The 16279-nt window shown below is 74.4% G+C and carries 20 protein-coding genes; 10 read left to right on the top strand and 10 right to left on the bottom strand.

The genetic code is table 11. From position 1 onward, the window contains the following. Positions 1–9 precede the first annotated feature (9 nt). On the bottom strand, positions 10–1464 hold the full coding sequence (locus KCH_RS43580) for an AfsR/SARP family transcriptional regulator (protein ID WP_051653613.1): 1455 nt from the start codon (positions 1462–1464) through the stop codon (positions 10–12). A gap of 374 nt (positions 1465–1838) precedes the next feature. Between KCH_RS43580 and KCH_RS30365 the strand changes: the two genes are divergently transcribed. Further along, positions 1839–2030, top strand: coding sequence for a hypothetical protein (locus KCH_RS30365; RefSeq protein ID WP_035868238.1), 192 nt, complete (start codon positions 1839–1841; stop codon positions 2028–2030). Between the two features lie 45 nt (positions 2031–2075). Here the strand turns inward: KCH_RS30365 and KCH_RS30360 are convergent, their stop codons facing one another. Continuing rightward, positions 2076–2516, bottom strand: coding sequence for a group III truncated hemoglobin (locus KCH_RS30360; RefSeq protein ID WP_035868236.1), 441 nt, complete (start codon positions 2514–2516; stop codon positions 2076–2078). Positions 2517–2622: 106 nt separating this feature from the next. Here KCH_RS30360 and KCH_RS30355 point away from each other — a divergent pair, with 106 nt between their 5' ends. After that, positions 2623–3612: an aldo/keto reductase gene (locus KCH_RS30355; RefSeq protein ID WP_035868233.1), complete on the top strand. Its 990-nt coding sequence runs from the start codon at positions 2623–2625 to the stop codon at positions 3610–3612. 58 nt (positions 3613–3670) lie between these two features. Here KCH_RS30355 and KCH_RS30350 read toward each other — a convergent pair whose 3' ends face one another. From KCH_RS30350 to KCH_RS30325, 6 genes are read right to left on the bottom strand one after another with little or no spacing between them, the layout of a single operon-like run. Then, entirely contained in the window at positions 3671–4738 is a 1068-nt protein-coding gene (locus KCH_RS30350) for an LLM class flavin-dependent oxidoreductase (protein WP_035868230.1), read from the bottom strand. Between the two features lie 5 nt (positions 4739–4743). Beyond that, the gene (locus KCH_RS30345; RefSeq protein ID WP_035868228.1) at positions 4744–5652 is read right to left on the bottom strand and encodes an ABC transporter substrate-binding protein; all 909 of its coding nucleotides are present in this window, start codon (positions 5650–5652) and stop codon (positions 4744–4746) included. A gap of 27 nt (positions 5653–5679) precedes the next feature. Further along, complete coding sequence (locus tag KCH_RS30340; protein WP_035868225.1) at positions 5680–6405, bottom strand: ABC transporter ATP-binding protein; 726 nt, start codon at positions 6403–6405, stop codon at positions 5680–5682. After that, a complete protein-coding gene (locus KCH_RS30335) occupies positions 6402–7253 on the bottom strand; it encodes an ABC transporter permease (RefSeq protein ID WP_035868223.1) in 852 nt (283 codons plus the stop codon). Before KCH_RS30335 ends, KCH_RS30340 begins: the two co-directional genes overlap by 4 nt. Then, positions 7250–8284, bottom strand: coding sequence for an ABC transporter substrate-binding protein (locus KCH_RS30330; protein ID WP_035868220.1), 1035 nt, complete (start codon positions 8282–8284; stop codon positions 7250–7252). The genes KCH_RS30335 and KCH_RS30330 overlap by 4 nt, the downstream gene beginning before the upstream one ends. 25 nt (positions 8285–8309) lie before the next feature. Next, the gene (locus KCH_RS30325; protein ID WP_035868219.1) at positions 8310–9332 is read right to left on the bottom strand and encodes an ABC transporter substrate-binding protein; all 1023 of its coding nucleotides are present in this window, start codon (positions 9330–9332) and stop codon (positions 8310–8312) included. Positions 9333–9694: 362 nt separating this feature from the next. Here KCH_RS30325 and KCH_RS30320 point away from each other — a divergent pair, with 362 nt between their 5' ends. Continuing rightward, positions 9695–10468, top strand: coding sequence for an IclR family transcriptional regulator (locus tag KCH_RS30320; RefSeq protein WP_035868217.1), 774 nt, complete (start codon positions 9695–9697; stop codon positions 10466–10468). On the opposite strand, the gene KCH_RS30315 is transcribed toward KCH_RS30320, so the two are convergent. Beyond that, positions 10469–10861 (bottom strand): winged helix-turn-helix transcriptional regulator, encoded by a 393-nt coding sequence (locus tag KCH_RS30315; RefSeq protein WP_035868215.1) that lies wholly within the window; start codon positions 10859–10861, stop codon positions 10469–10471. It abuts the gene before it with no gap. 84 nt (positions 10862–10945) lie between these two features. Between KCH_RS30315 and KCH_RS30310 the strand changes: the two genes are divergently transcribed. Then, positions 10946–11854 carry an NAD(P)-dependent oxidoreductase gene (locus KCH_RS30310; RefSeq protein WP_035868214.1) on the top strand — a complete coding sequence of 303 codons (909 nt, stop codon included), beginning with the start codon at positions 10946–10948 and terminating at the stop codon, positions 11852–11854. Positions 11855–11918: 64 nt separating this feature from the next. Here the strand turns inward: KCH_RS30310 and KCH_RS43575 are convergent, their stop codons facing one another. Continuing rightward, positions 11919–12494, bottom strand: a complete 576-nt coding sequence (locus KCH_RS43575; RefSeq protein WP_035868212.1) for a hypothetical protein — start codon at positions 12492–12494, stop codon at positions 11919–11921. A 319-nt stretch (positions 12495–12813) separates the two neighbouring features. Between KCH_RS43575 and KCH_RS30300 the strand changes: the two genes are divergently transcribed. From KCH_RS30300 to KCH_RS30275, 6 genes are read left to right on the top strand one after another with little or no spacing between them, the layout of a single operon-like run. Next, positions 12814–13647: a helix-turn-helix domain-containing protein gene (locus tag KCH_RS30300; protein WP_035868210.1), complete on the top strand. Its 834-nt coding sequence runs from the start codon at positions 12814–12816 to the stop codon at positions 13645–13647. Further along, entirely contained in the window at positions 13644–13856 is a 213-nt protein-coding gene (locus tag KCH_RS30295) for a DUF397 domain-containing protein (RefSeq protein ID WP_035868208.1), read from the top strand. Before KCH_RS30300 ends, KCH_RS30295 begins: the two co-directional genes overlap by 4 nt. Continuing rightward, positions 13853–14059: a DUF397 domain-containing protein gene (locus tag KCH_RS30290; protein WP_035868206.1), complete on the top strand. Its 207-nt coding sequence runs from the start codon at positions 13853–13855 to the stop codon at positions 14057–14059. The genes KCH_RS30295 and KCH_RS30290 overlap by 4 nt, the downstream gene beginning before the upstream one ends. A 46-nt stretch (positions 14060–14105) precedes the next feature. Further along, positions 14106–14717 carry an SMI1/KNR4 family protein gene (locus tag KCH_RS30285; protein WP_035868204.1) on the top strand — a complete coding sequence of 204 codons (612 nt, stop codon included), beginning with the start codon at positions 14106–14108 and terminating at the stop codon, positions 14715–14717. A gap of 40 nt (positions 14718–14757) precedes the next feature. Then, positions 14758–15684: a GDSL-type esterase/lipase family protein gene (locus KCH_RS30280; protein ID WP_035868201.1), complete on the top strand. Its 927-nt coding sequence runs from the start codon at positions 14758–14760 to the stop codon at positions 15682–15684. A 43-nt stretch (positions 15685–15727) separates the two neighbouring features. Continuing rightward, a complete protein-coding gene (locus tag KCH_RS30275; protein WP_035868198.1) occupies positions 15728–16264 on the top strand; it encodes a GNAT family N-acetyltransferase in 537 nt (178 codons plus the stop codon). The last annotated feature ends 15 nt before the right edge of the window (positions 16265–16279 follow it).

The following is a 16279-nucleotide window of genomic DNA, read 5'->3' as shown; positions in this document are numbered from 1 at the left end:
GCGTCCACGCTACGCACGGCGCGCGGGGCGGCGGCGGGGGCCACGCGGCCGGTCGCCCGCACGCAGCAAAGGCCCGCCCCTCGTACGAGGGGCGGGCCTGGCCGACGGGGCGTCAGACGGCGGCGGGCTCGGGGGCTTCGCGGGGGCGGCGGGCGCGTCGCCGTGCTCGATCCGCAGCTGCGGCAGCAGCCGGTCGAGCCAGCCGGGCAGCCACCAGTTGTGGCGGCCGAGCAGCGTCATGGTGGCGGGGACGAGCACCAGCCGGACCACGGAGGCGTCGATCAGCACGGCGACCGCCATGCCGACGCCGATCATCTTGACGGTGATGTCGGGGTCGATCGCGAAGCCGGTGAACACCGCGACCATGATGGCGGCCGCGCTGCTGATCACCCGTCCGGTGGCGGACAGGCCGCGCACCACGCTGCCGCGCGGTGTCGGCGTGCTGCGCGGGTATCGGCGGGGTGACGGAGCCGGCGTTTCGGGGTCGGCGGCGGTGTCCGGGTCGAGTGCGGCGAGGTCGCGCAGCACCTCGGTCCAGGCCCAGGCGGCGGGGGCGCCGGCGCTCTCCGGGCAGCGTCCGGTGGCCACCCGCCAGCCGCCGTCGGCGAGTTCCTCGGCGAGCCGGCCCAGCAGGGTGGACTTGCCCGCCCCGGCCTCCCCGCCGACCAGCGCGAATCCGACCCCGCCCCGGGCGGCCGCGGCGGCCCGCCGCAGCAGGGCCAGCTCCTCCTGCCGCCCGACGAACACCCCGCCCGCCGACCCGGCCGGCCGGACCGGCGCGGCCCCACGCGTCCCGCTGCCGCCCCGGCCCGCGGAGTCGCCGGGCCCGACCGCTCCCCCGCCGCCGGCGGGCGCACCGGCCTCCACGGCACCCCCGGCCGGCCCGGCGGGCAGGGCGAGCCGGTCCAACTGCTGGCGCAGGATGGCGGTTTCGAGCTCGGCGAGGGCCGGGCCTGGGTCGAGGCCGAGTTCGGCGGCGAGGTGGGCGCGGGCGCGGCGGACGGCGGCGAGGGCGTCGGCCTGCCGGCCGGAGTGCCACAGGGCGAGGGCGAGCAGCCGCCAGCCCTCCTCGCGCAGCGGGTGGGCGTCGGTCAGGGCGGTGGCGTCCTGCACGGCCGCGCCGAACCGCCCCGCGGCGAGGGCCTGCCCGGTGGCCGACTCGCGGGCGGCGGCGCGCAGTTCGTCGAGGCGGGCGGTCTCGGCGGCGGCCCACGGCCGGTCCGCGAACTCGCCGTAGGCGTCGCCGTGCCAGAGCGCGAGTGCCCGCCGGGGCTCGCCGGCCTCCGTCAGGGCCTCGAACTCCTCGGCGTCGGTGGCCACTTCGCGCAGCGCGTAGCCGCGTCCGGCGCTGACCAGCAGGCGCGGCGCCTGCCGGGGGCCGCGGGCGGGCTCCAGCAGGCGGCGCAGGTTGGAGACGTACGCCTGGAGCGAGGCGGGGCCTTGGCGGGCGGGTCGCCGTCCCACAGCTCGTCGATCAGGCGGTCGGTGGAGACGGCCGCGCCGCGGGCGACCAGCAGGCGGGCGAGCACGGCGCGCTGGCGCGGGCCGCCCAACCGGATTGCGTCCCCCGCCACTTGCGCCGTGAGTGCCCCGAGCACAGTGATCCGCACCATGGTGCGTCGAGCCTATGCGATGGCGGCCCGCGGCCGGGAACCGGCGGCGCGCGGGGCGGGACGGGTGGACGGCTTGTGCCAGTGCAGGTTCCGTCCACGCCACGGCCCTTCCGCGGGTCCGGGCGCGGGGCCAGAGTGGAGGTGCCGGCAGGACGGCCCGGAACTCCCCGCAGCCCGCACCGGCACCGGCACCGCGCCCCCATCGATTCCGCAGAGGAGACATTCGTGAACGCCACCCGCACCGCCCGGACCGCCCTCGTCGGACTGCTCGCCGCCGGCGTCGCGGTGCTGCTCGGCGTCTCCACCGCGCCGGCCGCCCACTCCGCCGGTTCGCTCCGCGCCGAGCGGGCCGCGGCGGCCGCGCCGGTGAACCCGGCCCCGGTGGAGACCGGCGAGGACGTGACGTGGGGTCAGTGACCCGAGGTGCCGTGGGGTCGGCGGGCGAGGGAGCGGCCCCGGTGGTCAGTGGCCGGAGGCCAGCCGGACCGCGGCCAGCGGGACGAAGCCCCCGCTGCCGCCGCCGGTGTCGCCCTCGCCGAGGCGGCGCAGCATGGCGACGGCGATCCGCTGGGCCTGGGCCTTGGCGCGTTCGGTGACGGGGCCGGCGTGCCGGCCGTCGAGGGTGGCGCGCCAGAGCTGGACCCAGCGGCCGAAGTGTTCGGCGCCGAGCGGGCTGATCGCGTGCAGGGCGGCGTGCGGGGCGAGCGCGTTGCCCCGGTAGGCGGCGGTGCGCAGCAGGGCGCTCTCCCAGAAGTCGGTGATCCGCGGGAGGTGGGCCTCCAGGTCGAGGCGGGCGACCTCGGTGAAGACCGGACCGATCAGCGGGTCGGCGAACGCGGCACGGTAGAAGCGGCGCAGGGCGGACTCCAGGTCGGCCCGGGTGGTGATGTCCGGCAGTGCCACGGCTTCCTCCTGGTGCTGGGCGCGCCCGGTCAGGGTATGCCGGGGCGGTGTCCGGGCGGGAGGGCCGTTGGTCCCCTTCGCGGCGCTCACCTGGCAGGATGCCGGTATGACCTTCCTCGCCGCGGACGACCGCTACGCCTCGATGACCTTCCGCCGCGCCGGGCGCAGCGGCGTGCAGCTGCCCGCCGTCTCGCTCGGCCTGTGGCACAACTTCGGTGACACCCAGCCGCTGGAGGTGCAGCGCGCGGTGCTGCGCCGGGCGTTCGACCGGGGGGTGACGCACTTCGACCTGGCGAACAACTACGGTCCGCCGTACGGCAGTGCCGAGCGCAACTTCGGCTACCTGTTCGCGCAGGACTTCCGCCCGTACCGGGACGAGCTGTTCATCGCCTCGAAGGCGGGCTGGGACATGTGGCCGGGCCCGTACGGGGACGGCGGCAGCCGCAAGTACCTGCTGGCGAGCCTGGACCAGTCGCTGGAGCGGATGGGCCTGGACTACGTGGACGTCTTCTACTCGCACCGGTGGGATCCGACCACCCCGCTGGAGGAGACCATGGGGGCGCTGGACACGGCGGTCCGCTCGGGCCGGGCGCTGTACGCGGCGATCTCCAACTACCCGGCGGAGCAGCACCGCGAGGCGGTGGCGATCCTGCGCGAGCTGGGCACGCCGTGCCTGCTGAACCAAGCCAGCTACTCGATCCTGAACCGGGAGCCGGAGCAGGGCCTGCTGGACGCGGTGGGCGACACGCAGACGGCGCTGATCGCGTACTCGCCGCTGGCGCAGGGACTGCTGACGGACCGTTATCTGACCGGCGAGGTGCCGGCGGGTTCGCGGATGTCGGTGGGGCACTTCCTGAAGGAGGAGGCGCTGACGGAGGCGAAGCTGGCGCAGCTGCGGGCGCTGGCGAAGGTCGCCGAGGGCCGGGGCCAGAGCCTGGCGCAGCTGGCGCTGTCCTGGGTGCTGCGGGACGAGCGGGTGGTGTCGGTGATCGTCGGCGCGTCGAGCGTGCGGCAGCTGGACCAGAACCTGGACGCGCTGGCGGCCGGCCCGCTGACCGCGGCGGAGCTGGCGGAGATCGACCGGCTGAGCCGGTAGCGCGGGCCGGACGGACGGGCGGGCGGGCCGGATCGGGCCGGCCCGCCCGCCCGTCGCGTCAGCGCAGCTGCGGCAGCACGGTCTCGGCGACCCGGTAGGCCTCCTCCAGCAGCGGGTTGCCGGACAGGATGAAGGTGTCGACGCCGAGGTCCTGGAACTCCCGGAGCCGTTCGACGACCTGCTCGGTGGAGCCGACGACGGCGGTGCCGGGGCCCGGCCGGAACAGGCTCATGCCGGGCCACAGGTTGGGGTGGGTCTCCAGTTCGCGGGCCCGGGCCGGAACCCGGCCGCCGTGCTGGCGGAACTGCCGCTGCCAGCCGACGCCGTCCTCGCCCTGCCGTCCGCCGAGCTGGCGGGCGTAGGTGGCCTGGCTGGTGACGTCGAGGAGGCGGTCGGCGGCGGCCCAGGCCTGTTCCTCGGTGTCGCGGACGATCAGGTGCAGCCGCAGGCCGAGCCGCAGGGTGCGGCCGTGCGCGGCGGCGCGTTCGCGGACCAGGGCGAGCTTCTCCTTGAGCAGGTGCGGGGGTTCGCCCCAGGTGAGGTACACGTCGACGTGTTCGGCGGCGACCTCGATGCCGGCCGGCGAGGAGCCGCCGAACCAGAGCGGGATGTGTCCCTCGCGCAGCGGCGGCAGGTCGCGGAGCGAGGCGCCGGCGTTCTTCAGCTGGAAGAACTCGCCCTCGTGGTCGAAGACTTCGCCGCTGGTGAGGCGCTTGACCAGGCTCCAGTACTCGGCGGACAGCCGGTAGCGGTCGTCGTGCTCGACGTGCAGGCCGTACTCGCGCAGCTGCCCGGTGGAGCCGTTGACCACGTTGAAGCGGAGCCGGCCGGGGCCGTGCAGGTGCTCGAAGCTGAGCGCCATCTTGGCGAGCAGGGTGGGCGAGACCAGTCCGGGGTGGACGGCGAGCAGGGGCTGGAAGCCGGGGCCGGTGGCGGCGGCGAGCGCGGAGCCGAGCGTCCACACGTCGTACTGGTCGGTGGCGAGCAGTGCGCCGGTGTAGCCGAGCCGTTCGACGGTGGCGGCGAGGTGCTGGAGGTAGCCGAGGTCGACGGGGCGGCGGCCTTCGGGCTCCCACGGGTAGTGGCCCTCGCGGGGGATCAGGTACCAGAGGACTTCGGTGGCCATGGTGCTCAGTGTTCCTTCGTGGCGCGGGAGACGGCGTCGGCGACGGGCTGCTCCAGGGCGGGCAGGTGGATGTCGGCGACGGTGACGGGGCGGTCGATGAAGCCGACCCGGTGGAAGATGTCCGCGGCCTCCTGCTGTTCGGCGACGAACTCGGCGGTGGCGGGCTCCAGTTGCCAGGGCAGCGCGGTGAGCGCGGTGTGCCAGTCGGCGGCCTCGCCGCCCTGGTCGGCGGCGGCGAGGGCGGCGGCCTCCTCGGGGTGGGCGGCGGCCCAGTGGTCGGCGCGCTGCAGGGCGGTGACGATGGCCGCGACGATCTCGGGCCGCTGGACGGCGAGTTCGCGGCGGGCGAAGAACACCGAGCGGTCGGTGATGACGTCGCCGGTGCGGATCAGTTCGCGGAAGTTCCCGGTGCGGCGGGCAGCGGCGAGTTCGGCGCCCTGGGCGATCCAGCCGGCGATCCGGCCGTCGGCCAGCCGCTCGGCCTCGTCCCCGGCGGGGCGCTCGGCGGCGATGTCGTCGCGGTACGAAAGCCCTTGCTGGTGCAGGGCCTTGGCGAGCAGGTGGGTCTGCCAGGAGCCGATGCCGAGCACCACGGTGGTGCCCTTCAGGTCGGCGACGGAGGCGATCGGCCCGTCGGCGGCGACCAGCAGCGCCCCGTGGTCGGGCCGGGGCGCGGAGACGGCGGTGTACACGATGTCGTGTCCGGCGGCCTGCGCGGTGATCGGCGGGGTGGAGCCGGTGCCGCCGAAGTCGATGGTGCCGTCGGCGAGGTAGCCGCCGGTCCTGGTGCCGTCGGTGTAGTGGTGGAACGCGGCGCTCTCGCCGAGCGGCGCCAACTCCTGCTGGAGGTAGTCGAGTCGGGCCAGGTGGTACAGGGACGGGTTGGAGCGGTGCACGCCCACGGTGATGGTCATGGCGTTCTCTCTTCGGCTGGGTGTCGGTCAGTTGGCGTGCTGCGGTGCGGGTTCGCGGTGCACGCCGAGGTCGGCGAGCAGGGCGCGGCGCAGGGCGGCGAACGCGGGGTCGGCGGGGTCGCGGGGGTGCTCGACGGCCACCGACTGGTCGCGGACGAGGGCGCCGTCGCGCAGCACGGCGACCCGGTCGGCGAGCCGGATCGCCTCGTCCACGTCGTGGGTGACCAGCAGCACGGCGGGGCGGTGGCGGCGGCACAGGTCGCCGACCAGGTCCTGCATGCGCAGCCGGGTGAGTGCGTCCAGGGCGGCGAACGGCTCGTCGAGCAGCAGCAGTTCGGGTTCGCGAACGAGGGCGCGGGCGAGGGCGGCGCGCTGTGCCTCGCCGCCGGACAGGGTGGCGGGCCAGGCGTCGGCGTGCGCGGCGAGGCCGACCTCGGCGAGGGCCCGCCGGCCGGTCTCCCGGGTGGCGGCGCCGCGCGGCAGGCCGACGGTGACGTTGCCGAGGACGCGCCGGGACGGGATCAGCCGGGGTTCCTGGAAGACGACCGTCCGGGCGGGCGGCACCAGGACGGTGCCTTCGTCGGCGCGGTCGAGTGCGCCGAGGATCCGCAGCAGGGTGGTCTTGCCGGTGCCGGACGCGCCGAGCAGGGCGAGGAACTCGCCGCGGGCGATGTCCAGGTCGATGCCGTCCAGGACGGCGCGGGTGCCGAACACCCGTCGCAGGCCCCGGACGTGGACGGCGGGAGTGCTCATCGTCCGGCCACCGCCCGTCCGTCGACGGGCCGCCAGGGCATCAGCAGCCGTTCCAGCACGCGCACCGCGCCGTCGGCGGCCAGGCCGAGCAGGCCGTAGATCAGGATGCACACGGCGAGCACGTCGGTGCGGGAGAAGTTCTGCGCCTGGGCCATCAAGTAGCCGATCCCCTCGGTGGAGTTGATCTCCTCGGCGGCGATCAGCGCGATCACGCTGAGCGTCATCGACAGCCGCAGCCCGGACAGCAGGGCGGGCAGCGCGCCGGGCAGCACGACCTCGCGGACCACCGCGGCGCGGGAGAGTCCGAAGCTGCGCATCGCCTCGACCAGCTTGCGGTCGGTGTTGCGGACGCCGCCGGAGGCGGACACGTACATCGGGAAGGAGGTGGCCACGCCGATCAGGGCGATCTTCGCGGTCTCGGTGATGCCGAACCAGACCATGAACAGCGGCACCAGTGCCAGGAACGGGACGGTGCGCAGCACTTGGACGGCGGAGTCGAGCAGTTCCTCGCCGAGCCGGAAGAATCCGGTGACCACGCCGAGCACCAGTCCGGCACCGGCTCCGAACAGCAGGCCGAGGGCGGCCCGGGTGAGCGAGGTGGACAGCGCGTCGGCCAGCTGTCCGTTGCCCCACAACTCGCCGACGGCCTGGACCACTTGGCCGGGCGAGGCGAGCACGTCGGGGGTCAGCACGCCGGTCGCGGAGGAGATCTGCCAGGCGGCGAGCAGGGCGAGCGGGCCGAGGGTGCGCAGGGCGAGCGAGACGCCGCGCGGCCGGCCGGCGGCGGCCCGGGCGCGCGGGGCGACCAGCCCGGCGGCCCGCGCCTGCTCGGTGCTGACGGCGCTCATCCCGCCGCCCCGGCGAGGGAGTCGACGTCGATCAGGTGCGGGGCGACGTCCACCTTCGACTTGGTGACGCCCTGCTCGGCGTAGAACGCGGCGACCACGTCGAACCGGGCGGTGTCGGCGGCGGTGATCGGCGCGTCCACGGCCCGCTGCCGGCCGAAGTCGACGGCGACCTGCTGCTCGGCGGGGGTGACGGCGGTCGGGCCGGCGTCGGTGAAGACGTTCAGGTAGGCGGCGGGGTCGGCCTTCTCCTTCGCGCCGTTCTCGTGCAGGTAGCCGTAGAACGCCTTCAGCACCTCCGGGTGCTTCTCGGCGAAGGCCGAACGCACGGCCCACACGGCGTAGTTGTCGCTGCCGACGGCCTTGCCGTTCACGAGGAAGTGCGCGCCGGTGTTGGCGATCGCGGGGACGGAGAAGGTCGCCCAGGTCGCCCAGGCGTCCACCTGGCCGGAGTTGAACACCCCGGAGGTCTGGTCGGCCCGCAGGTACACCCGCTGGACCCGGTCGGCGGGGATGCCGTTCTTCTGGAGGGCCTTCAGCAGCAGGTACTCGGAGGTGCCGCCCTGGGAGACCGCGACCTTCCGGCCGACCAGGTCCTCGACCTTCGTGATCGGGGAGCCGTTCTTCACCAGGATGCCTTCGCCGGCCTCGTCCGGGGCGCTCTGCGCGAACAGCTTGAACCCGGGCTTCTGGGCGAGCGCGGCCACCGCGGAGGTGATCGAGCCCTGGGCGACGTCCAGTTGATCGGCGTTCAGGGCCTGCGCGGCGGGGGCGAACGGTCCGGCGCTGCCCGTCCACACCACCTTGGCGTGCACGGCCGCCAGCGCCCGGTCGAGCGAGCCGTCCTTCTTTCCCTTGGCGAGGAAGCCGGAGTTGCCGGGGTCGGGCACTCTCAGCACCACCTCGGCGCCGCCCTTGCCGTCGGCGGAGGCGGCGGCGTCCTTCGCGGTCGAGCCGCAGGCGGTCAGGCCGAGCGCGGCGACGGCGGTCAGGGCGGTGGCGGCGAGCAGGGGCCGGCGGGCGGGGGTGTGCATGGGTCTCTCCAACGGGAAGGGCAGGTCAGGGGCGGGCGGCGAGCAGGGCGCGGGCGGCGGCCAGCGGGGCGGGGTCGGCCCAGGCGTGGACGTCGACCCGGTCGGCGAGGAAGCCGTGGGCGTGCAGGAACTGCTCCTGCCGGGCGAGCAGGTCGAGGCGGTCGGCGGACAGGTCCGGGTGCAGGGTGCGGTGCCCGCCCGCCGCGTACGCGCCGGCCACGCCCTCCGGTCCGGCACCGGTCTCCGCGCCGAGGATCCGCGCCACCTCGGCCGGCCGCTCGGCCGCCCAGTCCGCGGCGCGCAGCAGCACAGCGACGAAGCGGGCCACCAACTCGGGGTGCTCGTCCAGCAGTTGCTGGTGCACGGTGATCGGGCGCGGGGTGCCGTTGTTGACCCGGTGGCGGCGGTCGGGGAGCGCGTCCAGCTCCACGGCGGGCACCGCGCCGTACCGGCGGGCGGCCTCCACCGCGAGCGCGCCCTTCACGTACACGGCGTCCACCCGGCCGTCCCGCAGGGCGGTCAGCTCGGCCTCCCACTGGCCGCCGCCCGGCTCCGCCGCAACCTCCGTCAACTCGACGTCGTCCAGGGTGAGTTCGGCGGAGGCCAGGGCGCCGTGGTGGCCGGCCAGGGCCATCGCGCGCCAGAAGTCGATGCCGATCGGGTGCCGGGGCACCGCGAGCCGGGCGCCGCGCAGCTGTGCGGCGGAGCGGATGCCGCTGCCCTCCCGGACCAGGACGGTCTGGCGCTCCTCGATCCAGGTCAGGCCGATCAGCCGGGTCCGCTCGCCGCGCGAACGGGCCCACAGCGCGGGCACGTTGCCGCCCTCGCGGAAGAGCCCGGTCAGTGCGTGCGTGTAGTGGTGGTCGGCCGCGACCTCGGGCGGCACGTCCTGCAGCGAGCGGACGGCGATGCCGTCGGGCGCGAACTCCTCGGCCAGCCAGCCGCGGTCGGCGGCGATGCCGGTGGCGGTCGGCACCGGGCAGCGGGTGAACCACAGGGTGTCGGGGTGGGTGGGCGCGCCGACGTCGGCGGTGGATGCGGGGCTCATGACGGGGCTCCGGAAATCTCAGGAAACGCACAGGCGGCCCACCATGTGGGAACCGTGCGACGGGGAAGGGGGTTCGGGGCGGCGGTCAGCGACAACAGCAGGGGCGGGGCCGGTGCATCGTCACGGCGCGCTCCCTCCTGTCGGACCGGGCGGTGTGCGCCGGTGTCGGCCGCTCGTCCGCCGATGCACCGAGCGTTCCACGCCGCCGCCGCCCGAATCAAGCGTTGCCAGATGATGGGACGCGCTGTTCACAGTGCGGCGCTCGCCCGCAACACCGCCGTCACACGCCCGCAGCGATCACCCCCATATCCTGGGAATCCCAACGAAGTTGACCGCCTGTGAGCGACTCCCGAAGAGGTGCGATGCCCGCCAGCCCCGGAACCCTGCAGTCACCGCCGGCCGGCGCCCAGGCGGTGCACCGGGCCCTCGGCCTGCTGCACTGCTTCCACGACAACGGGCCCGACCTCAGCGCCTCCGAACTCGCCCGCCGGATGGGCCTGTCCGTCTCCACCGCGCACCGCCTGGCCCGTACCCTGCTCGCCACCGGCTTCCTCGACCAGGACGAGCGCACCGCCCGCTACCGGCTCGGCCCGGCCGTCGCCGAACTCGGCCAACTCACCTTCCACCAGCGCGGACTGCACCTGGCCGGCCCCGAACTCGAGCAGCTCGCCCGCCGCAGCGGTGCCACCGCCGACCTCGCCATCCGCTCCGGCCCGCACGCCGTCATCCTGGTCGGCGGCTCCGTGCTGCCCTCCACCGGCCTCGGCCTGCGCCGCCCGCTGCACTCCACCGCGCTCGGCAAGGTGCTGCTCGCCTGGCCCTCCCCCGCCGACAGCCCGCTGACCGGCCCGCTCGACGCCTTCACCGACCGCACCCTGACCGACCCGGCCGTCCTGGACACCGAACTCGCCCTCACCCGGCGCCGCGGCTACGCCCTCAACGACGGCGAGTCCGCCCCCGGCGTCCGCACCCTCGCCGTCCCCGTGCTCGACCGCACCCCGACCGCCCGCTTCGCCCTCGCCATCCGCTCCACCCCGGCCCACCTCACCGCCGAGACCCTCCCCCACACCCTCTCCCTCGCCCGGACCTGCGCCCAGGCCCTCGGCGTCCTCCTGCTGCCCCCGGACGAGCGCTGACTACCCGCGGGGCGCTCGCCCGCGCGCGTCGGCGGCCGCGACCTCGCCCACCGTCGCGATGCTCTGCTGCCGGATCCGCTCGGTGCCCCAGGCGCCGAGCGGGCGGAGGGCCTGGTTGAGGGCGCGGCCCTGCTCGGTCAGCGAGTACTCGACGCGGGGCGGCACTTCGGCGTACACCTCGCGGTGGACCAGGCCGTCCTCCTCCAGCTCGCGCAGGTGCTGCGTCAGCATCTTCTCGCTCACGCCCGGCAGGGCCCGCCGGAGTTCGGCGAAGCGGCGCACGCCGTGGCTGTCGAGCTCCCAGAGGATCAGGCCCTTCCACTTGCCGCTCACCACGTCGAGCGCGGCGTCGATGCCGCAGATGTACGGCCCCTGTCGTGGCGCCCTGGCCATCGCCCGTCCCCCTTACGAAAAGGTAAGTACCGCAGAAAACAGTGGGTACTTCCGAGCCTAGCGGTACTCGCCGAGCATGGAGGCGTGAACGAACAACAGCCCGACCTGGCATCCGAGTTCGACGCCGTCACCGTGATCGGCCTCGGCCCGATGGGGCAGGCGATGACCCGCACCCTGCTCGCCGCCGGCCACCCCGTCACCGTCTGGAACCGCACCCCGTCACGGGCCGCCGGCCTCGTCGCCGACGGGGCGGCCCTCGCCGCGACCCCGGCCGAGGCGGTGCGGGCGAGCGGCCTCGTCGTCCTCAGCCTCACCGACTACCCGGCGATGTACGACGTCCTCGGCCCCGCCACCGGCGCGCTCGCCGGCCGGACCCTCGTCAACCTCGGCTCCGACACCCCCGACCGCTCGCGCGAGGCCGCCGCCTGGGCGGCCCGCCACGACGCGGGCTTCCTCACCGGCGGCGTCATGGTCCCCGCCCCGATGGTCGGCACGCCGGCCGCGCACGTCTACTACAGCGGCGGCCGCGACCTGATGGACCGTCACCGCGCCGTCCTCGCGCTGCTCGGCGCGCCCAGGTACCTGGGCGAGGACCCGGGCCTGGCCCAGATGATGTACCAGGCCCAACTGGCGGTCTTCCTCACCACCCTGTCCGGCCTGATGCACGCCACCGCGATGCTCGGCACCGCCGGCCTGAAGGCCGCCGAGGCCCTGCCGGAGCTGCTCGCCTCCGCCGACGCCATCGGCGCCATCCTCCGGGCCGGCGAACAGCACCCGGGCACCGCGCTCGACGCCGGCGAACACCCCGGCCACCTCAGCACCGTCACCATGATGGGCGCGACCGCCGACCACATCGTCGAGACCAGCACCTCCCTCGGCCTCGACCTCGCCCTCCCCCTGGCCGTCCAGGCCCACTACCGCCAGGCCATCGACAACGGCCACGGCGGCGACAACTGGACCCGCATCATCGACAGCATCCGCGGCGCCCGCTGACCGCTCGCCGCAGCCGAGGCCCCGCCCCGTCCGTCCGGGCGGGGCCTCGCCGCGACGCGGAACCTCAGGCGGTCAGCAACTCCGCCCCGGCACCGGCCCCTTCCACCGCCCGGCCGCCCCAACGGCGCGGATCCGCGCACAGTGCGCCGCCGCCCAGCAACTGGTCGAACCGGCCGGCCTTGGCGGCCTCGCACAGGTCCGCCCACTCGTCCGGCGGCAGAACGAACACCTTGCGCGGGTCGGTCGCCAGCGCGAGGGCCACCCCGTCCCCGGTCTCCGCCACCAACAGCCCGTCAGGATCCTCCCCGACCGCGTGCCACGGCAGCCCGGCGTGCCCGTGCGGGTAGTACTCGACCGGCGTCATCCGCATGTCCCGTTCCTCCCTGCACGTCTGGTCGACCTCCGCCCAGACCCGTTCCCACCGCGCGGAGTCGGCGTGCCCGAACCGGTCCCCCCGCCGCAGCACCCGCAGGAGCGCGGCCGTCAGCTCCGCCGCCCGGTCCGACGCGGTGACCCGCAGCGTCACCCTGATGCCGCCGCCCCTCGCCTCCGTGGTGACGGCGGGCCGGCCGGCCAGCCTGCTCAACGCGTTGGCGATCCACCGGGCCCGCTGCCTGCCGTCCTCGTTCTCGTCCTCCATGGACCACCTCTCCTCCCGGGCGGGCGCTACGACTTCCGTCCGGCGCCGTTGATGCGGGAGTTCCGATTCCGCCGCCGGACGCGCTCCGCGAGGTCGGGCACGACCTCCTCCGCCTCCGCGCCCCGCTCCGGCGCCCCCTGCTCCGGCTCCTCCGACCCGGGGTCCGGCTCTGCTGGCTGACCTGTCGTCATGATCGTTGCTCCGTACCGAAGTTGCGCCCGCCGTCGATCACTGTCTGTGCAACCAGGATCGACAGAATGGCGTACGATCGCCAGACCTTGACGGTTGACTGTTCCGGCGTGTCAAAGGGGCCCTGATCATGGAGATCGACCAAGAAGTCGACGCCGTCACCTCCCCCGCCCTGCGCTTCGGCCGCGAGCTCAGCAGGTCACGCGAGGCCCGCGGCTGGTCACAGGTCAACCTGGCGCGACGCATGGGGTACTCCAACGGCCTCATCTCGTACATCGAACGCGGGAAGCGCACGATCACCTTTAACTTCGCGGTCAAAGCCGACGAGGTGTTCGAATCGGGCGCACGCTTCCAGCAGTTGTGGCGGCAGTACACCAACGCCAGCCTGCTGGAAGGCTTCACGGAGTTCACGGAGGCCGAGGCGCGGTGCCGAGCGCTCAGAACCTTCCAGCTGAGCGTAGTGCCGGGCCAGATCCAGACCATGGCCTACGCAACCGCTCTGGCGTCGGCGGCAGTTGACCGCGGCGACATCACAGCGGCCCAAGCAGACGCCCGGGTGTCCTTCCTGGCATCCCGCCAGCGCAACCTGCACCACCAATCCTCATCACCGCGCATTCACGCCGTGCTGGACGAGGGGTGCCTCCGTCGACCGGTAGGAGGGCGGAAGGTCATGGCCGGCCAACTGGCTCACCTCGAAGAACTCGCACGCCGCCCGAATATCGTCCTTCAGATCGCCCCGTTCGACCTGGCCGAGACAGTCCCGTTCCGAATGCCGGTGACCATCCTCACCCTCCCGGACAGATCGGTGATCGGGTACGCAGAGTCCCAAGCCCGCGGCCACGTTGAACGCAATCGTGAGGTCGTCGCGGCTTGGTCCAGAAGCTACGATCTGCTCCAGGTGGAGTGTCTCTCGTCGGCTGCTTCACTCGCCATGATCCGGGCTACTCGGGAGGACCTCGCATGACCGACATCGACTCGACTCGGCCCCGTTGGGTGAAGAGCAGCTACAGCGACAACGGCGGCGAATGCATCGAGCTCGACATGGCCAACTACGGCGCCGTCCGCGACAGCAAGGACCCCAACGGCCCCCAACTCCGCTTCACCCCGGAAGCGTTGACCGCCTTCATCGCCGCCGCAGCCCAGGGTGCCTTCCAGGCCGAGGACCTCGCATGACCAGCAGCCCGCACACCCGCTGGGTGAAGAGCACGTACAGCGACGACGGCGGGAACTGCGTCGAGCTCGACATGGCCAACTACGGCGCCGTCCGCGACAGCAAGGGCCCCCACGGCCCCCAACTCCGCTTCACCCCCGAGGCGTTGACCGCCTTCATCACCGCCGCAGCCCAAGGCGCCTTCCAGGCCGAGGACCGAACCTGACACGGCCTGGCCCGCAGGCGGTCGGCCGGAGGCTGGTCTCGGGGCTGTGATCGACAGAGATGCGGCCCGCCTCGGGGCCGAAGCCGCCCGGCGGCTGCGGAAGGCGGACTGCTGCACCATCGAACCCGGCCTCAGCGAGGAGGAGTTCGAGCGCATCGAGGCGACGTACGGGTTCCGGTTCTCCGACGACCATCGGGCCTTCCTCGCGGCGGGCCTGCCGGTCGCCTCGCCGCCCCAGGAGGGCGCGACCTGGGACCAGCCGTGGCCGGACTGGCGCAGCGGGAGTCCCGAGGAGCTCCGTTCCCATCTCGCGTGGCCGGCGGAGGGTGTGCTGTCCTCCGTCGACCACGGCTACTGGCACCCTTCGTGGGGTGTCCGCCCCGCCGAGCTCGACGCGGCCCGGGCGCTCGCCGAGCAGGAACTGGCCGCGGTGCCCCGGCTCGTGCCGCTCTATGCGCACCGCTTCCTCCCGGCCGGCCGCGGAACCCACGGGCACCCGGTGCTGTCCGTCTGGGGCACGGACATCGTCTGCTACGGCGAGGAACTCGCCGACTACGTCCGGCACGAGTTCACGGAGTGCCACCGGCACGCGGCCGGGTGGAACCCCCGACCGACCGTGCCGTTCTGGCGCGACTTCCTGGGCCGGCCGGACCGATAGGGTTGCTTGATCGTTTCCGAGTGAAAGGCCACGGCGCACGGTGACCGAGTCCCGCCCCCACACCCTGTTCTGTTTCGGCACGCTGCTCGATCCGCGCGTCCGGGCGGCGGTCTTCGGTCGCACCGTGCCGGCGGAGCCGGCGTCGCTGCCGGGCTGCACGGCCGGGCCGCTCGCCGCCGACGGCCGGGACGCCACCCTGCGGCGCAGTCACGGCAGCACGGTCGAGGGCGGCGTCCTGCACCTGACTGACCGTGAACTCGCCGCTGTCGACGCCCACTTGGTGGCGGATCACGTCCGGCGGCGGGTGCGGCTCGCCTCGGGCGAGGCCGCGTGGGCCCACCTGGACGCCCGGCCGCTGCGGGCGGCCTCGCGGATCGTGATCGTCGGCGACAGCATCGCGTACGGGCGCTGCGACCCTCGGGGCGGCTGGGCCGGGCGGTTGGCGGCGGCCCACATCGGGGCGAACGAGACCGAGCACCGCGTGTTCAACCTGGCCGTCCCCGGCAGCACCTTGACGGACGTCGCCGAGCAGACGCCCGCGCTCCTGTCGGCCCGTCACCCGGACACCCTCCTCGTCGCCGCCGGGATCAACGACTCCGCCGTGCCGGTGACCGCGCCGGCTTCCGAGCCCGGCCGGCTGCCGGACCTCACCCGCTCGCTCGACGCACTCGCCGGGGCGGCCCGCCGCCACGACGCCCGCCTGGTCGTCCTCGGGCCGCTCTGGCTGGACGAGTCCCGCACCGGGGACTTCGAGGGGCTCCGATTCACCACGGCCCGGGCGCTGGCCCTGCGCGAAGCGCTGCGGAGCTGGTGCGCGGATCGGCAGCTCGACTTCCTCGACCTCTGGGAGCCGCTCCGCGACCGGCCCGAGCTGTTCGTCGACGGCCTGCACCCCGACGCGCCGGGCCACCGGGAGCTGTACCGGCAGCTGAGCACCCTGGACTGCCGGATGCCCGCCCTCGCATAGGCTGCGGGTCGCATCCAGCCCCCGGCCGAGACGAGGACCAGCCATGAGCAGCCGCACGAGTGTCCGCCTGATCGAGCCCGCCGATGCCGCCGCGATCGCCGAGCACCGCGCCCGGGACGTCGAGGCGTTCCGGCGGTGGGAACCCGCCCAGCCCGCCGAGTACTTCACCCCGGAGGGGCAGGCGCGGCGGATCGACCGCCTGCTGACGGCGTACCAGGACGGAACGCTCTGGCCGGCCGTGGTGCTCGCGGAGGGCGAGGTGATCGGGCAGGTCACCATCGGCGGCATCCTGCCGCACCCGCACCTGCGCCGGGCCTCCGTCGGCTACTGGATCGCCACCGTCGCGCAGAACCGGGGGCACGCCGGCCGTGCCCTCGGACTCGCGGTCGACCTCATGGCGAACGATCTCGGGCTGCACCGGGCCGAAGCGTCCACCCACCTGGAGAACCTGCCGTCCCAGCGGGTGCTGCGCCGCAACGGGTTCACCCCGTACGGTGTCGCGCGCTCCTCGATCCTCCTCGACGGGCAGTGGCAGGACGCGCTGCTGTGGGAGCGGATCCTCGAGGACCGGGCGTCCTGAGCCGGGCGACGCCCC

It is taken from the genome of Kitasatospora cheerisanensis KCTC 2395 (assembly GCF_000696185.1).
Taxonomy (GTDB): domain Bacteria; phylum Actinomycetota; class Actinomycetes; order Streptomycetales; family Streptomycetaceae; genus Kitasatospora; species Kitasatospora cheerisanensis.
The sequence above is the reverse complement of the archived record's forward strand: the minus strand, read 5'-3'. Positions and strand labels throughout refer to the sequence as shown.

Bases quoted from the DNA above. Each gene is read 5' to 3' on its own strand.
- KCH_RS30295 (WP_035868208.1), top strand. From the start codon at position 13,644: ATGACCGACATCGACTCGACTCGGCCCCGTTGGGTGAAGAGCAGCTAC.
- KCH_RS30355 (WP_035868233.1), top strand. From the start codon at position 2,623: ATGACCTTCCTCGCCGCGGACGACCGCTACGCCTCGATGACCTTCCGC.
- KCH_RS30330 (WP_035868220.1), bottom strand. From the start codon at position 8,284: ATGCACACCCCCGCCCGCCGGCCCCTGCTCGCCGCCACCGCCCTGACC.
- KCH_RS30290 (WP_035868206.1), top strand. From the start codon at position 13,853: ATGACCAGCAGCCCGCACACCCGCTGGGTGAAGAGCACGTACAGCGAC.
- KCH_RS30275 (WP_035868198.1), top strand. From the start codon at position 15,728: ATGAGCAGCCGCACGAGTGTCCGCCTGATCGAGCCCGCCGATGCCGCC.
- KCH_RS30340 (WP_035868225.1), bottom strand. From the start codon at position 6,405: ATGAGCACTCCCGCCGTCCACGTCCGGGGCCTGCGACGGGTGTTCGGC.
- KCH_RS30300 (WP_035868210.1), top strand. From the start codon at position 12,814: ATGGAGATCGACCAAGAAGTCGACGCCGTCACCTCCCCCGCCCTGCGC.
- KCH_RS30315 (WP_035868215.1), bottom strand. From the start codon at position 10,861: ATGGCCAGGGCGCCACGACAGGGGCCGTACATCTGCGGCATCGACGCC.
- KCH_RS30345 (WP_035868228.1), bottom strand. From the start codon at position 5,652: ATGACCATCACCGTGGGCGTGCACCGCTCCAACCCGTCCCTGTACCAC.
- KCH_RS30320 (WP_035868217.1), top strand. From the start codon at position 9,695: ATGCCCGCCAGCCCCGGAACCCTGCAGTCACCGCCGGCCGGCGCCCAG.
- KCH_RS30325 (WP_035868219.1), bottom strand. From the start codon at position 9,332: ATGAGCCCCGCATCCACCGCCGACGTCGGCGCGCCCACCCACCCCGAC.
- KCH_RS43575 (WP_035868212.1), bottom strand. From the start codon at position 12,494: ATGGAGGACGAGAACGAGGACGGCAGGCAGCGGGCCCGGTGGATCGCC.
- KCH_RS30335 (WP_035868223.1), bottom strand. From the start codon at position 7,253: ATGAGCGCCGTCAGCACCGAGCAGGCGCGGGCCGCCGGGCTGGTCGCC.
- KCH_RS30350 (WP_035868230.1), bottom strand. From the start codon at position 4,738: ATGGCCACCGAAGTCCTCTGGTACCTGATCCCCCGCGAGGGCCACTAC.